Origin of the sequence: Nocardia sp. NPDC047648 (genome assembly GCF_040642815.1) — a bacterium.
GTDB classification, from domain to species: Bacteria; Actinomycetota; Actinomycetes; order Mycobacteriales; family Mycobacteriaceae; genus Nocardia; species Nocardia gamkensis.
This window is the reverse complement of sequence record NZ_JBEYSX010000002.1, coordinates 405,878-421,454: the sequence shown is the minus strand read 5'-3', so window position 1 is coordinate 421,454 and position 15,577 is coordinate 405,878. Positions and strand designations below refer to the sequence as shown.

The window sequence follows — 15,577 nt, the reverse complement described above, 5'->3', positions numbered from 1 at the left end:
GACGCGGTGTCACGCCGCTAAGATCGCGAGTCATGCCCTCCGATCTGCACGAGCAACCCCGACCGCGCCGAGTCGACATGATCGACCTGTTCGCCGGGCCCGGTGGGCTCGATGTGGCCGCGCGGTGGTTGGGGTTGAGCGTTTATGGATTCGAGTGGGACCGGAATGCATGCGCGACAAGGTCGGCTGCCGGCCTGAACGATCGCCCGCACGATGTACGTGATTTCGGACCTGGGACAGCACCGAGCGCCTGGATACTAGCCGGTGGGCCACCCTGCCAGACGTTTACTGTCGCTGGTTCGGGAGCCGGCCGCAAGGCCCTCGACGAGGTTTTGCGTTACGTCGCCCGGATGGGTCAGGGCGAGGACGTCTCTGAAGACCTCGCTACGCTGAAGGACGAGCGAACCGGTCTCGTTCTGGAGCCCCTGCGATGGGCGTTGGCCGCACACCGACGCGACGACCCTTTCAAAGTGATTGTGCTGGAGCAGGTTCCAGCAGTTCTGCCTATCTGGCAAAAGATACGCACCGTCCTAGAGGAGATCGGGTATCACGTCCGCTGCGGCATCCTGCGTACCGAACAGTTCGGCGTCCCGCAAACCCGTCGCCGTGCGATCCTGATCGCCAGCCTCGATGGTGCGCGCGAACTCCCGGCACCAACGCACCGCCCTTATCGCAAGGGCGTCGAACGTGCGGCGGGTGATTCCGATCTCCTTCCCTGGGAGACGATGGGCAGCGCGCTCGATCGCGGCTACGACTTCCACGTCATCTCGAACTACGGCACCGGTGGCGATCCCAAATTACGAGGGCGTCGCGGTTCTCGAGAACCGTCGGCGACTATCACTGGCAAAGTGTCGCGAAATAAGATCGTCGACGGCGCCGGGATCGAAAGTCCGCGGTTCAGCCTGGCGGAGGCCGGCCGACTCCAAACATTCCCGCTCGACTATCCATGGTCGGGTAACGACATCGCCCAGCAGATCGGCAACGCAATTCCGCCCGTACTGGCTCTGCACGTGCTGTCGGCTGCCCTCGGGAAGCAAGTGAGTCATGAGGATGCGCGAAAGGTTGTCGATCGTCCATGGATCGACACGCGTGACTCAGCGCCCCTTGACCACTTCGCGCGAGTCGGCCAGCTGTTCGTCTGACCGTCCTCACGGTGAACCTGGCGTCCTCGCCGCAACTTCTGTGTCGAACCCATCGGATCCACCGGGGCCTGTAGCGATCCCGCGTCAGCGTCCGATACCTGACATCAGCGGGGTAACACTTCATCCACTTAGCCAAAAATCATCGGATCGAGCCGATACTGTTACCCGCAACACGGGGGAGCCAAACCTCCCATCGTCGACGTAGGGGTAGCACGCAGTGGGAGATGCCGGTGAGCGATGTGATTGACGAGCAAGACGAACTGTTCGATGTATTCAGGTTGTTGCTCGATACGTACACACCGGCCGAGGCGATCAAGAAGCTCCGACTGTTCTCCACGCCCGATGACGTCATCAAGCGGATTGTGGACCGTCACGAGCGGGAAGTAGTGCGCATCAAAGAGATGCGTGAGCCACCGTCTGTCGTGATCGACAACTACGAGACCTGGTACGCCGGGCCTCACCCCGATGACAAGCTGTGGCCATCCATCACCGCCGGACTGGCCAAGGATGGCTGGCCGCAGACATCCATCGATAGCTTGGACGGATCCTCGACGCGAGTCGTCTCACTTCTACAGCATCCGAGACAGAGTTCCTTCTCGACGCGTGGTCTCGTCGTCGGTTACGTGCAGTCCGGCAAAACCACCAACTTCACGGCCGTGATGGCCAAGGCGGCCGACCGCGGCTACAAGCTGTTCATCGTGCTCGCGGGAATTCACAACGGTCTCCGCAGGCAGACCCAAGCCCGCTTGGTTCAGCAGCTCGTAGAGCCGAATCCCACGCTGTGGTCTCAGATCACCGACCTGGATCATGATTTCCGACCGACCGCGAACCCCGCCAGCTTCTTCGGCAAGTCGAATAAGACCCACGTCCTTTGTGTCGTCAAGAAGAACGCCACCGTGCTGCGCAAACTGGTGAAGTGGCTCGGGGACGCTTCGGAGTATCTGGCAGATTGCCCGGCGCTGATCATCGATGACGAGGCCGACCAAGCGACTGTCGCGACGAAGTCGATCAACCCGTTGATCCGCCAGATCCTCAACACTCTGCCGAAGTCGGCCTATGTCGGCTACACGGCGTCCCCGTTCGCCAACTTGCTGATCAATCCTGCCGCTGAGGATCTGTATCCCGAACACTTCATCGTGAATCTTCCTCAGCCGCAGGAGCATTTCGGTACGGAGGTGCTGTTCGGCCGGTACGCGTTGGATGGCGAAGATCCCAACGACGTCGATGACGGTTACGACATGATCCGCACCGTGCCCGACGGCGATGTGGAACTCGTTCGACCGAAGACGAGGGCAGACGCCGAAGGCTTCTACCCGACTATTACGGACACCCTGCGTCGGGCGGTGCTGTATTTCTGGCTGACGACTGCTGCGCGGCGCGTGCGCGGCGGGGGAAATCCGCACTGCACGATGCTGATCCACACCAGCGTTCGCACCGCCGTGCACAACAGTTTCCGGGACCCCCTGCTGTCTTTACGAGCCAAGATCGGCCGCAACCTGGGGGATATCGCGCTACAGAGCGAGTTGCGTGCGCTGTGGGACGAGGAGACCTCTCGCGTGCCTGCTGCCAAGTTCGATGAGGAGTTCGTCTCCTTCCAGGAACTCGAGGCAGAACTGCCCGGCGTACTGCGTGATTGCCGTGTGGTGATGGACAACTCGGAGAGCACCGACCGCCTCGACTACGAGAATGGCCCTGTGGTCGCTATCGCGGTGGGTGGCAACACACTGTCGCGCGGTCTGACGCTCGAAGGTCTGTCCGTCAGTTACTTCGTGCGTTCGGTCTCGACGTATGACACGTTGCTACAGATGGGCCGCTGGTTCGGCTATCGCAAGGGCTACGCCGACCTGCCGCGCATCTGGATGACCAAGGAACTCGAGGACTGGTTCCGCCACCTGGCGACGGTCGAGACCGAGATGCGGCGCGACATCGATGTCTATATGACCGAAGGTAAGACACCGATGAACTTCGCGGTACGCCTTCGAACACACCCAGCGCTGCGTGTGACGGCAGCCGCGAAAATGAAGGACGCGGTATCGGCGTCGTCGTCCTATGGTGGACAACGCGTCCAGACCAGATACTTCCGTTTGGAATCCGAGTGGCTGCGGCAGAATCAATCGGCAGCACGCAAGCTCGTGAACGAGGGTATCCGGATCGGTAGCGTCGAGGGAAGCCCTACAGATGGACGCTTCCTCATTCGAGATGTCCTCAGTGATGCCGTACTGGAGTTCCTGCGAAATTACCAGTTTCACGAGCGGTCGCAGGAGTGCGATGCGAAACTGATGGCGGGATACATCGAGAAGCGTATCCGAAACGCGGGGACACTGCGGCGTTGGAACGTCGCGGTGGTCGGGAAACCAGCCGAGAACAGTTCAGAGCAGTTCGACTTCGCGCCAGGGATTCGCGTCGGGACAATCGTTCGCTCGCAGTTCTCCTCGGGATCGGATTATTCCGATATCAAGACGCTGATGAGCCGGCGTGATGCAGGTTTGGACCTCGAGGGCATCACGACCAGCACGACCGAAGGAGATATTCAGAAGGCTCGTGCTGCACAACAAGCCGACGCCGGCCTGTTGGTGCTGTACCCGATCGACAAGGTTTCGGAGCCAGAGCCTTCGAAAGACAAGCGTCAACCGCTGAACGCACCGGAGCATGTCATCGGCGTAGGGCTGGTGTTCCCGAAGCCCAAGGACGACGACAGCACCGTCGCATGGGAAGCCAACTACATCTCGGCAGACCTGTCCGGCGTCGAGATGGAGGAGGAGGACTTCAGCGCCCTCGAAGCAGAGGACGTCTGATGTCGACAGAGATCAGGGATGTTCTGGACGATCACTGGCGACGCCTCGAAAATTGCCCACCCTCGATGTCGTCGGTCGTTGCCGTCTCCGAGCTACCCGTGCCTACACCGAATGGATCGCTGGCAGCCGCGATCGACAGCGGGCGGAATCGGCACCTGCTGGTGCCGGTCGGCGCGCATCAGAATGTACGCAAGGGGCTCAACGGCCCGGTCCTGATGCTGAACAAGCGGACCCTCGATGACGACAGGACCAGGCACGACTATGCCGATCTGGCCTGTCTTCGATCCGATCTCAGCGATATCTTCACGACGTTATGCGCTGATGTCCTCATCGCAACCGAGGCAGCCCCCGAAAATCCGCTGAAGGTTCTCAACCGAGTACTCGATCGGTGGAAGGCGCTGTTTCAAAATCCCGGTCCGCCGTTGGGCCCGGAGCAACGAGCCGGACTGTTCGGTGAACTGATCGTGTTGGCGCGGCTACTCGAGCAGGACAGCAGCGCTCACCTGTTGTGGCGAGGGCCGTCAGGCTATCGTCATGACTTCGCGACCGACGCGGGAGCTCTCGAGGTGAAAACCTCGACAAGTCCAAACGGTCGCCGGATTCGCATCCACGGCCTCGATCAGTTGGAGCCGCCGATCAACGGTGTATTGGGGCTGGTCTGGCTTCGGCTGGAACCGACCGTGCGCGAGGGCATCGGCTTCCTCGACCTGATCGATCGCGTACTCGAGCTTTCCGACGACGAGACGGCCGTACTCAACAAGCTGGCATCGATCGGCTACCGCAAAGCCGACGACGACCATTATCGCCACGCCCGGTACGCAGTCGACGAACAACGCTGGTACAACGTCGATGTCGCGTTTCCACGACTGACCACCGTCGACCTGGCAGCGGCCGCGATCTCCTCGAACGTGCGCGAGGTCAACTACACGATCGACCTGTCAGGGGACACGCCAGACCCGATGGAGGACAGCCAAGTGGAGCGACATATTCGGATGATGATCGAGGAGCATGTGTGACTGCGCCTGCTTGGGTTTCCCAGCCCTTTCCTCCGGAAGGCGCCAGCGCTGCGGAGGGAATAAGAAATCAACTCGGCAAGCCCGAACTCGATCATCTGACCATCCTGGTCCGCGAATCGGCGCAGAACAGCTGGGATGCTCGTAGCAGTGATGGCGTTTCGGTGGACTACCACATCGATCTGCAGACAGTCAGCGCCGCCGACGCGCCGGCATGGAGGGACAATTTACTGCGGCGGGCTCCTGTCAAGCAGGTTCTTCCCCTCCGCGACTCATTGGCGCATCCCACTATCCGGGTGTTGTCGATCTCGGATCGGGGCACTCGGGGGCTGGGCGGACCGACCCGAGCCGATGCGGTCACCGAGAACCGCCGCGACTTCGTTGCATTCCTTCGCAATATCGGTGAACCACGTGACCAAGCGTTGGGCGGAGGCACCTACGGTTTCGGCAAAGGCATTCTTTATCTCGTCTCGAGACCGGGAACGATCCTGGTGCACACCCGGTGCCAGTACGAGGGGCGCTACGAGACCCGATTGATGGGGGCGGCGCTGTGGAAGAGCTATGACGCGAGAGAGTCCGACCGCGATCGCCGCTATACCGGCAGGCACTGGTGGGGAGACACTTCCGGGGACGTGATCGAGCCGCTCGTCGGCGCCGAGGCCGATGCGATGGCGCGGAAGCTCGGACTTCGACCGTTCGAAGACACCGAAACAGGTACGACGATCGCCATCCTCGACCCCGATCTGGAAGGGGCAGAGCCTGCCGCCGTAGCCCGATATCTCGCCGAGACGATCACATGCCAGTTGTGGCCGAAGATGATGCCCGACGGCAACGGCGTTGTTCCCATGCGATTCTCCGTGACCTGCGACGGTATCGAATACAAAGTGCCGCAACCCGCCGAGATGAAGTCTCTGCGCTTGTTCGTCTCTGCCTATCGCAAAATGGTGGGCAACGAGGCACAAGAATTGCATTGCCGCAGGCCGAAGAAGCTACTCGGGCGCTTTGCCGTACACCAGTCGATGGCGCAGCGGTTCGAGCCGACCGACGCCGAGCGGATGGCCGGGTTCGAACATGGAATGGTGCATCATGTCTGCCTGATGCGCCCGGCCGAACTTGTGGTGACGTATTGGCCCGGACCCAAGCCCGCTAGCGAGTACTCCGCGTATGCGGGTGTCTTCCGAGCCGATACTGCGATGGACGAAGCGTATGCGGCAGCCGAGCCGCCGACCCACGACAACTGGAACTACCAATCGCTGGACTATCCTGACTACTCCTTCGTGAAGATGACCTTCATACGCATGAAGGAGGCCATCGAGCAGATGTTCGGCCCGCGTGGCAGCAGTGGGGTCGAGGTTGCACAAGTGTCGCTCGGGGCAGCCAGCGAACGCCTTTCGCCTCTGGTGGGCGGCGCGTGGGGTATCGGTGCGGCCACAGACTACGGCAAGCCAGGCGACACAGCACCGCCCGCTCGGCCGACACCCGCACGTCGCCCGAGTGGTCGACGACAAGAGGTCGATGAAATAGAAGAGGTGGAAATTCCCGACACTGCGGGCATAGCGGGACACGAGCTTCCCGGATCGCTCGAGTATGGGCAGAGCACGAACTCGACCGACACCGATCCGTACGCCGAGGCCGTGAAGCCGGTCAAACAGCGACGGCGACGCCCGAAGATCGAATACATCGGGGATCCGGAGCCAGAGGAATTGTGGGGGAATGCCGTGGTGGTGCAGCGCTTCCGTGTGCCGGTCGGCATTCCGCAACGAGTCACCGTCGATTTGGCCGTTGCCCTGAACAGTGACGGCGGCCTGGAGATGGACCCACCCGCCGGTGCCGATATGCCTGGCCTCGTCGGTTGGCAGGATCCGCACGGCGAGATCCACCAGGTACCGTCGTATGTCATCGAGGGCGGCGACGGCCAGATCTGGAAGGCCGTGGTGAAGCCTGCCGCCGACACCATGACCGACATCGTGCTCTACACCGAGGCGGTCGGCTGATGGCCCATCGCGTTCTTCCCTACAAGAAGCCGTCGCAGGCTGTCATACAGGCAGGTGAGTGGTTGTTGTCGGTCGACGGCAACGAAATGCCGCTGCCGGAGTCCTACCCCCACTGGGACTATCAGACGACACTGAGTCTGCGCCGCACTATCAAGGTCGATCTGCGCCGCGCCCTGGCGGAATCGACCCTGGACCCGGGTACCGAACTCACTCTGGCCGCGATCTGGACATCGACGGGATCGAAACTTAGGGGAACAGTGATGCGCGCGGTGGTCCCCGGCAGCGGCGAAGTCGAATTACGCGCCGATCTTCCAGGTGCGGATCTCGGTGGTGTCGTGCTATTGGACACCGCCCTGGTACTCGCTCGGCGTCGACACGGCGGTGGTCGTCCGGTAGCCCCCCGCCGTGGTGGCTCGGTCCTGTGGAGTGATCGAAGGCAGATTCGCTTACAAGGTGACGCTCCGCAGTTCCCGATCGCCATAGTCGATTTCGACCGAACCGACTATCCCGGTGACGCGGCGTGGCACTTGGAGATCGGCACAAACCTCGATGCGGCGACGATGGGCTCTCTCCTCCTGCTCGTCAATGAGAAGAAGACCGTCGTCACCGAAGCCCTCCAACGCGCGAGCAGTCCGCGTATAGAAGACAAGGTCGCACTGTCGGCGCTCTACGCCGACGTAGCCCGCACTATGGTGGACCACGCCCTGCGCCTGAGTGAGTTCGATGACGACTCACACTACGTCGATGAAACCTTGGGTGCCACGCTGCAGGAACTGTTCGGCCGACTCTTCCCGGGCCGGTCCATCACGGATATCCGACTGGCAGCACAGGAAGCCCCGAACTTGTTCGCCTCCGAACTGCAGGCGGCCGTAAAAATCTTCGAGGGGGTCGCGTGACACTTCTGTACCCTCGGTTGCTGCGCCACCGTGCAAAACTATTGGCGGCCGAATACAAGGAACTCAGCCCGCTCGACCTGCACAACCGTTGGGCCATCGCTGACGAATCCGCGGTGTTCGTCGCGACCGGCGGTACCCGTGTCGACCGTGACAAATTGCAGTTCCTTCGCGACGTGGTCATCGACCTGGCCAAGGAATCCGGCTTTCCGGAGCCACCTGACGCGCGCCAGAAGGTTTCCTTCGACCTCAGCCTCGCCGTTGCGTTGCACAAGGAAATGCGCATCGCCCCGGCAGAAGCTGCCGCCGGCGACGTCTGGGCTTTTTTCGCCTTGATCGTTCTCCCCGACGTCGCTCACTGGCGCTACCCGAAACCGCCGGCCGACCGCGTCGTCGGTTCCGATCTCACTCGTCATGCCTTCGGCCGGATGTGGTGGCGAGCGCATCTGGTGTATTCCCCGGCCGATTCCGACCCGTATGCGGCGCTGCATGTCCTAGGTGAAGCGGCTTTCGATCAGATCTACGCGCGGCGCGCGGCCTTGGGTGGCAGTCCACACTTGATCAAGTCGATCCTGCGAGTGTGGCGACGCATGGATCTCCGAGGTATGACAGAGCGAGAAATATTGCGGGACTTTCTCAAGCGACTGCTGCGCTTGGCACCGTTCGTCGTCTTCGAGGCAATGGACGAAGCAGCGTTGGACGAGGAACTCGTCGAGATCGCGAAGGAAACCGTCATCGGTGCACTGTCCGCAGGCGGCCGGATGTCGCTCGAGGAAGCCGGTAACCGCGCACAGCGTGTATTCGGTGAGTAGAGATGAACTCTCGTCTCACGTCCTTTCACCGATGCGGTCACACCGAAAGCAGCGCACCGCAGTTTCTGGTGGGCCTCCACGGCAGGTCCAGCGCGACCGCTACCTCAAGGCGGGGCCCGGTGGATGAAGAGTGCCGGTATCAGCAGGTCCAACGGTGATACCTCGTCCGCGATCGTGACACCTTCGATAATCGGATCAAGGATCGGCGCGGCGTACAACCGGCCCGCATCAGGGCCGGCAACGCTACGCGCACTGACGATCAGCTCGTATAGCACCACGGCAAAGAGGCGCACACAGTCGGCGTCGCCTATTTTGCGGCAAGCGGTACTGGTAGTTGCGCCGAGTGCGGTCAGCACGTCCGTTAGGACGTCGATTTCCGCCACGGCCCGTGCGTCGTAGTTCATGATCCGGACCGCCGGTCATCGGGGGTGCCCAGAAGCTCGGCGAGTTCGCCACCGGACGGGGGCAGTCATCGACCACCCGGGTGCCGATCCATGGGCAGCGACCGCGAGCCGATCCGGCTGGGGCGGCATGTGGCGCGATCCGGCCCGCTACGAGCGGCACAACGAGATCACAGCAGAACTTCGATGGGCAGCGGACCGCCAGCAGTTCACCGGTCGCATGATCGACTTTCGTCAGACCGCAGTGCGTTGCGGTGATCCACGGCTCGCATTCCGGGCCGCAGCCGTGCGCGCCATCAGACATAGTTCACCAGTCCCCTTCGCTTGCTCGTGTGCTGCACGACGCATCCCCGAATCGCATCGATCACGACGCGGCCGGACGGCCGGAACGAGTTGCGTGGCGGCTGCACCCACGCGCGGAACAGACCTCGTCGCTGTCCTGGGCCGGGCAAGGCGATGAGCCCTCCGCCCCGGATGATGGAGACCTGCACCCGCGACATCTCCGCATACAAACCGATGTCGTCCGGGTAGTCGGTACGTGTGAGGAATGCCCAGCGTTGCGAGCGCGGGTGCGTCAGAATCGGCCCCGCCTCCTGCCCCAGACTCCCCAGTCGCGCTTTCACCTCAGAACCGATGAAGGCAGGCATCATCAACCCGCACACGACACCGGTGCGGATCACGATCCGTCCCATATGCGGCGGGTCGACCACCGCGGGCAGATCACAGACCTTGCGATAGAAGTGGCACACCGACAACGGTGTATCCCCTGTGTCGTTCGATGAACTCATTTGGGTCCCCTCCGCCTGATCAACGTGGTGGGCGCCCACCGCCGGGGACTCCGTGAAGATTCGATCTCAACCCGGCGGCGGGGCCTCATCCAGCTTCGCCGGGCCGGGTGCGCGATCCCAGACACAGGACTCGCATAGAAGTAATACGCTTGCGCCGCCATGCATTGCAGGGTTGATCAGGGGGTGCGGATGATTGTCAGCAGATGGACGAAGGTAGAGGTCAAGGCGCTGCGCTTGGCAGCCCTCCGGCTGACACAGGAACAGTTTGCAGAACGAATCGGCTTCCAGGTCGCGACAATTCGCAAATGGGAGCGCGCCACACCGGGAAAACCGGTGCGCAACGAGTCTGCGGAGGCGTTGGACACCGAACTCGCCAGACTCACCGACGAACAGCGTGCCCGCTTCCGCGCAGAGATCGACGAGGTGCGCGAGGCTGCGATGTCGCTGGCTCGCCAACCCGCCGAAGCGGCGAGGGATAGCCTGGTTGTGGGCGACCAACATAGCGCGGCGGAAGTCGAGGTTGATGTGAAGCGACGCGAATTCGGAATGCTAGCGGGGGCCTTCGTCCTGACGGCAGGCGGCGACACCGGCCCCACCCTTATCGGCATCGCCGACGCGCGGAGGCTCAACGAGTTCGTTGCCTACCTCGAATGCCGCGAACAACACATCGGCGGTGTTTCGCTTGTCGAATCCGCCGTTCAAGCCCTCGGAACTGCGAAGCACCTGCTCGACACATGCGCATTCTCCGAAGAGGCGGGCCGCGCATTCATGAGGGCCACTGGGGATCTCGCGACGATCGCCGGATGGCTCGCCTACGACTCCGACCTGTACCCACTCGCTCGCCGCTGCTACGCCGACGCTTTCAGCTTGGCGAACCAGGCAGGTGACGACCCGCTCACCGTGCATGTGTGCATGAACGCCGCATTGCTCGCGGTCTCACGCGTACGCAACGAGGAGCCGAACCCACATCGCGCGCTGAACCTCGCCGGCCGCGCTCGACAACTCGCACGCGGCCACGCCCACGGCCCTAGCCGTATCCATGCGCTCATCGCCACCCGCGAGGCGCAGGCATACGGAGTACTCGGCGATCGGGCCGCGTACCGGAAAGCTATTGCGACCGCATGGCGGGAATTCGACTTTGCGGTGGACCACGAGTCACTCGATGATTGCCCGCCATGGCTGCGCTTCGTCAGCGCCACCGAAATCAGGTACCACGAAGCTCGAGCCCACGGACGTTTGGGCGATCAAGCAAAGTCAGCTGATCTGTATGCCGGCCTAGCTCTGGAACATGCTGGAGCCCGCAATTCCGCAGGTTATCGTGCAGGATCGGCCACGGCGCTGGCGAAGGTCGGCGACGTCGATGCTGCGGTCGATCAGGGATTATCGGTCCTTGCAGACCTGGAAGGATCGGTGTCCTCTACTCGCATACTGCGGAGGCTCGAATCGGTGCGCGCCGCCGCCGAAGGCCGATCCGAAGAGTTCACGACCCGATTCGATGAACTGGCAAGACGGGCGGCTACCGCGTGAGTCCTGGGCAGTCCGGCTCGATAGAGGGCATCGACTTTCAGCACTACACCGCCGCACAGGCTCGCGACCTCCGCGACGAAGTCGAGCTTATCTTCCGAGACTCCTACGTCGATGCGATCGAGTCCGGTGAGGAATTCGAGTCGCCCGAGGCGTTCATGCGCCGGTTCGATGCCTACACCGACCCCTCCCGCGCCGGCGCGTTCGAGTTGGTGATCGCTCGGCTCGACGGCGAACTCTGCGGGCAGGCGTGGGGTTGGCCGCTCACCGCCGAGACCGCGTGGTGGGACGGGTTGCGGCTCGACGAAGGCGACCACGCGGCGTTCACCGCCGAGAACGGTTCGCGCACATTCGCCTTCAGCGAGATCATGGTGCGCAAGCAGTTCACCGGGAGGGGTATCGCGCGGGCCCTGCACGACGAATTGCTCGCGGGTCGGCCCGAGCAGCGCGCGACACTGCTGGTCCGCCCGGATAATCATCGGGCATATGACAACTATCGCCGGTGGGGGTGGTACCGCGTCGGCACTTTGCGACCGAGCTGGCCGGAAGCCCCGCGATTCGATGTTCTGATGCGTGGTCTCGAGCGAGGTCGACGGGAAGCAACCGACTGATCGCCGACAAAGAGTGCGCCGTCTGACCGCATGGGCGCGGGTGGCAGTGAAGACCGGCCGGACGAATTTGCGAATTACCGTGCGAAGTTTCTGCGGCTCTACGTCGGCCACAACCGCGCGGTGACCTCGGTCAACTGCGTAGCGTTCCGGCACGCGCGCATCATCACGCGCTCCGCGTCGATGAGTTCTCCCGGTGGTTAAGCGCGTACGTCGATATTGGAACGAATCCGGGGCTCGAGGGGGAAAAACATTCTGGCAATCGGCATTTCACGAACCGTGGATCGACGGTGCGCGCGCTGGCGCGTTGCTAGCATCGGGCGGTTCGTGACAGTGGTTCGTATGGACCTGGGAGGGGATGCATGAGCGGCACATCGGGCTGCGGTCGTCGGCAGAAGCGGGTCATGGCGTCGCGCCGTGTCTCGTACACACTGCCCGCTTTGGTGGCCATGACGCTGGTGTCGAGTGGGTGCGGGGCTGGTGGCGCCGCCGCTCCTCGCCCGATCGTCACCACGGTCTATACCACCACCTCGAAGCCTCCGGTTCGCACAACTCCGCCGGTGACCACCACGACTACCCCACCGGTGACGACCACTTCTCGGATCCCCTCGACCACGCCGACCACCGACACCGCGCAACCGATCTACGTCGGGATCTGTGTCGACCAGACAACGAATACCCGGTCGATCGATGACCTGTGCGACACCACCGACAGCCGCTACGCCACCTTCTGGTACCGGCACGCCGATGCCCTCATATACCCCGCGGTCGGCGCCGCGGTGGCCCTCGCCGCCGGGACCTTCCTGCGCCCGAGCGGAACCGAAGTCCACGACCGAGGCGTTCCGACCACGGGCGGCACAATCCAGCGCGGCGTGCTCGGCCGGGGTCGACCCGACATCGGCGGCGTCGGCTCGTAGTCGACCTGTAGCCGATCGCGACAGCGATTTCGGTCGGGCTCGCTGCGGCGGATACAGAGTCGGCTCACCTCCGGTGACGCGTGGCCGTACTACCCTGCCGGAACCGCGGCGATGCGGCGATGGCGTAACCATCCGCGGAGGCCGATGGCCAGCGGCAGCAGGACGGTGAGAAACCCGGAGACCGGCTCGAATGCGAGGCCGAACGCGGTGAGCACAGCGATCGCGGCGAGGATCGGCGCTGGAACGTAGCCGCGCGTTCGCTCCGTCTCGATCACGGCGATACCGAAGCCGACGGCGGCGACTCCGAACGCGGTGAACCAGAAGGCGAGTTCGGTCTGCTCTCGGCCGGTCGCCCAGATGACGACGCCGAGTGCGGTATGCGCCGACCCGATGAACGCGAGCAGGCTGCCCGTCACCGGGAACGGAGTTTTTGAATCCATATTCCTAAACATTGCCCTAGGCTCTCCCCTATGGCAAGACCCCGGCGATTCACCGATGACCAGATCCTGGATGCCGCGCGCGACTTGCTCGCCGATCCGGCGACGACCAGGCCGACCATCGCCGCGATCACCGCTGCCTCCGGCGTCCACACCGGATCGATCTACGTGCGCTTCGCCTCCCGCGAAGAATTGCTCGCACGACTGTGGCTGCGCTCGATCCAGCGCTTCCACACCGGATTCGTCGCCGCGCTGTCGGGAGCCGACCCGCTGCTCGCCGCCGCGATGCACCTGCCGCGATACTGCCGTGCACATCCCACCGAAGCTCGTGCGATGAAGATGTTCCGGCGTGAGGAACTGCTCCAGGTGGGCTCTGCCGAGTTGCGCGCCGACATCGCCGCGGTCAACGACCGCATGAACGACGCGCTACGCGCCGCCGTCGCGACGGAGTTCGGCGAAGCCGACGAGCATCGCATGGCGATCGCGGTGGCTGCCGTCAAGGCTATTCCCTACGGGCTCGTTCGCGAGTACATCGCGGGCGCGGCGCCCATTCCGGACTGGGTCGATGACGTCATCGCCACCGCGACGGCCGCCGTGGTCCACAAGTTGCGCCCTGCGGGCAGTGAGCGGGCATCCCGCTGAGGCACCATTCCGGCGGCCGAGTCACGCAGGCAGCAGCCGCGCGATGACCTCGGCCAGCTGCTTGACGTTCCGGCACTCGTGCATCGTCACACAGTCCGCGTACACGTGGGCGGCGGAATCCCCCGTCGACCAGGACCGCGACGGCTCCGGATTCAGCCAGTAGGTGTGTTTCGCGCGGTCGACAATGGTTTGCACCGCAGCGAGATTCGGGTCCGTGCGGTTGGTTCGCCCGTCACCGAGGATGAGTACGGAGGTGCGCGGCCCGAGGGCGTCGGCGTAGTTGTCGAGAAATCCTTGGAACGCTTCGCCGTAATTGGAGCTGCCGAAGCGGGCGACCTTGGTGGAGCGAACGATTCGGGCGGCGGTGCCGGGGGTCGGTGGTTCGCCGGGGGTGAAGAAGTGGGTGATCTCGTCGCAGGTGTCGACGAAGCCGAAGCTGCGGACCCTGCTGAACTGGTCTTGCAGGGCCTGGATCAGCTGCAACGTGAATTCGGCGAAGCCTGTGACCGAGCCGGAGATGTCGGCGAGGACGACCAGGTCGGGGCGGCCGTGTTTGCGGGCGCGCAGGACCGGGTCGATGGGGACGCCGCCGGTGGACATGGAGCGGCGCAGGGTGCGGCGGAGATCGATTCGGCCGCGAACGGCTTTGCGGCGGCGGACGGCCAGTCGGGTGGCGAGTTTGCGAGCCAAAGGGTGCACGAGGCGGCGCATTTCGGCCAGGTCTTGTTCGCGGGCGCCGAGGAAATCGATCTGGTCGGTGCTGGATTCGACGCCGCGGCGGGCGATGTATTCGGTGCCGCGCAGTTGCGCCGAACGCAGCCGGGCCTCGGTCTGGACGGCGGTGCGGAAGGCGGCGAGGCGGCGATTGGCTTCGATGGTGTGAACGGTCGTGTCGAGTTGGGAGGAGCCGTTCATGCCCGCGACGATGCGATCGATGAGGTCTTCCGCGCGTAGGGCTTTCATGGTCAGGTAGGAGGACCAGCCCGCGCCGGATGCGGTGGTGACCGGCGCGGAGGACTGCCCGGTTCCCGCCCCGCCGTAGGCGCCGAGTTCGGTCAGCGCTTGACGGGCCAGCTCGGCGACCGACTCCGAATCGTCCTGTGCCAGTGCCGAGGCGAGGCGATCACGCAGGGCTTCGATGGATTCGGGCGTCGACGGATCAACAGGCTGTGGCTGCCGAGCGGTCGAGAAATAGAGGTCGAAGAGTTGATCGAACACGGCGCGTTGACCATTGCGCCGCAGCAGGCAGGCGGCCATGCCGGAGCGCAGGCGAGCGCGATCCTCGATACCGAGGGCAAGCATCGCCTCAGCCGCATCGATGGTCTCGCTCGGCCCCGCGTTGATGCCGTGATCGCGGAGCAGGCCGACGAATTCGACGAGCCGATCGGTCAGCGAACCGGAGAGGTCGCGCCCCGCCTCACCGGCGCGGTCTTCAGCGAGGCTCATGCCCGACTCCGGTAGCTCCGCCTCGCAGTCGGCACGGTGACCGGCCCGAACGGCAGTCGAATGGCGGATGCCAGAAGCGACGGCGTGCGAGGGTGCGTAGGCCTGACGGTGCTGCCCGGCAGAGGCTTCGCAACACCGGAGCAGCCGGTGGGCGCATGCGAGGCC

General features: G+C 63.6%; 14 protein-coding genes. 10 read left to right on the top strand and 4 right to left on the bottom strand.

Translation table 11 applies throughout. From position 1 onward, the window contains the following. Positions 1-32: 32 nt before the first annotated feature. From ABZ803_RS06300 to ABZ803_RS06275, 6 genes are all read left to right on the top strand, one after another. Positions 33-1,142: a DNA cytosine methyltransferase gene (locus tag ABZ803_RS06300; protein ID WP_357033636.1), complete on the top strand. Its 1,110-nt coding sequence runs from the start codon at positions 33-35 to the stop codon at positions 1,140-1,142. A gap of 230 nt (positions 1,143-1,372) precedes the next feature. Further along, on the top strand, positions 1,373-3,937 hold the full coding sequence (locus ABZ803_RS06295) for a Z1 domain-containing protein (RefSeq protein ID WP_357033634.1): 2,565 nt from the start codon (positions 1,373-1,375) through the stop codon (positions 3,935-3,937). Next, positions 3,937-4,953: a PD-(D/E)XK motif protein gene (locus ABZ803_RS06290; protein ID WP_357033632.1), complete on the top strand. Its 1,017-nt coding sequence runs from the start codon at positions 3,937-3,939 to the stop codon at positions 4,951-4,953. Before ABZ803_RS06295 ends, ABZ803_RS06290 begins: the two co-directional genes overlap by 1 nt. Further along, positions 4,950-6,944 carry a hypothetical protein gene (locus ABZ803_RS06285; RefSeq protein ID WP_357033630.1) on the top strand — a complete coding sequence of 665 codons (1,995 nt, stop codon included), beginning with the start codon at positions 4,950-4,952 and terminating at the stop codon, positions 6,942-6,944. Before ABZ803_RS06290 ends, ABZ803_RS06285 begins: the two co-directional genes overlap by 4 nt. Then, positions 6,944-7,840: a hypothetical protein gene (locus tag ABZ803_RS06280; RefSeq protein ID WP_357033629.1), complete on the top strand. Its 897-nt coding sequence runs from the start codon at positions 6,944-6,946 to the stop codon at positions 7,838-7,840. The genes ABZ803_RS06285 and ABZ803_RS06280 overlap by 1 nt, the downstream gene beginning before the upstream one ends. Beyond that, the gene (locus ABZ803_RS06275; protein WP_357033627.1) at positions 7,837-8,649 is read left to right on the top strand and encodes a DUF6339 family protein; all 813 of its coding nucleotides are present in this window, start codon (positions 7,837-7,839) and stop codon (positions 8,647-8,649) included. Before ABZ803_RS06280 ends, ABZ803_RS06275 begins: the two co-directional genes overlap by 4 nt. Before the next feature lie 104 nt (positions 8,650-8,753). Here ABZ803_RS06275 and ABZ803_RS06270 read toward each other — a convergent pair whose 3' ends face one another. Then, positions 8,754-9,053 carry a hypothetical protein gene (locus ABZ803_RS06270; RefSeq protein WP_357033625.1) on the bottom strand — a complete coding sequence of 100 codons (300 nt, stop codon included), beginning with the start codon at positions 9,051-9,053 and terminating at the stop codon, positions 8,754-8,756. A gap of 293 nt (positions 9,054-9,346) precedes the next feature. Beyond that, positions 9,347-9,877 carry a DNA-directed RNA polymerase subunit beta gene (locus tag ABZ803_RS06265; RefSeq protein WP_357033623.1) on the bottom strand — a complete coding sequence of 177 codons (531 nt, stop codon included), beginning with the start codon at positions 9,875-9,877 and terminating at the stop codon, positions 9,347-9,349. A gap of 150 nt (positions 9,878-10,027) precedes the next feature. Between ABZ803_RS06265 and ABZ803_RS06260 the strand changes: the two genes are divergently transcribed. The 3 genes from ABZ803_RS06260 (at position 10,028) to ABZ803_RS06250 (ending at position 12,887) form a co-directional block, all read left to right on the top strand. Then, the gene (locus ABZ803_RS06260; RefSeq protein ID WP_357033621.1) at positions 10,028-11,365 is read left to right on the top strand and encodes a helix-turn-helix domain-containing protein; all 1,338 of its coding nucleotides are present in this window, start codon (positions 10,028-10,030) and stop codon (positions 11,363-11,365) included. Then, the gene (locus ABZ803_RS06255; RefSeq protein ID WP_357033619.1) at positions 11,362-11,973 is read left to right on the top strand and encodes a GNAT family N-acetyltransferase; all 612 of its coding nucleotides are present in this window, start codon (positions 11,362-11,364) and stop codon (positions 11,971-11,973) included. The genes ABZ803_RS06260 and ABZ803_RS06255 overlap by 4 nt, the downstream gene beginning before the upstream one ends. Before the next feature lie 557 nt (positions 11,974-12,530). Next, positions 12,531-12,887, top strand: coding sequence for a hypothetical protein (locus ABZ803_RS06250; protein WP_357033617.1), 357 nt, complete (start codon positions 12,531-12,533; stop codon positions 12,885-12,887). Positions 12,888-12,976: 89 nt separating this feature from the next. Here the strand turns inward: ABZ803_RS06250 and ABZ803_RS06245 are convergent, their stop codons facing one another. Continuing rightward, the gene (locus ABZ803_RS06245; RefSeq protein ID WP_357033615.1) at positions 12,977-13,327 is read right to left on the bottom strand and encodes a DUF6463 family protein; all 351 of its coding nucleotides are present in this window, start codon (positions 13,325-13,327) and stop codon (positions 12,977-12,979) included. A gap of 30 nt (positions 13,328-13,357) precedes the next feature. Here ABZ803_RS06245 and ABZ803_RS06240 point away from each other — a divergent pair, with 30 nt between their 5' ends. After that, positions 13,358-13,966 carry a TetR/AcrR family transcriptional regulator gene (locus ABZ803_RS06240; RefSeq protein ID WP_357033613.1) on the top strand — a complete coding sequence of 203 codons (609 nt, stop codon included), beginning with the start codon at positions 13,358-13,360 and terminating at the stop codon, positions 13,964-13,966. Between the two features lie 21 nt (positions 13,967-13,987). On the opposite strand, the gene ABZ803_RS06235 is transcribed toward ABZ803_RS06240, so the two are convergent. After that, positions 13,988-15,412 (bottom strand): VWA domain-containing protein, encoded by a 1,425-nt coding sequence (locus tag ABZ803_RS06235; protein WP_357033611.1) that lies wholly within the window; start codon positions 15,410-15,412, stop codon positions 13,988-13,990. Positions 15,413-15,577 lie beyond the last annotated feature (165 nt).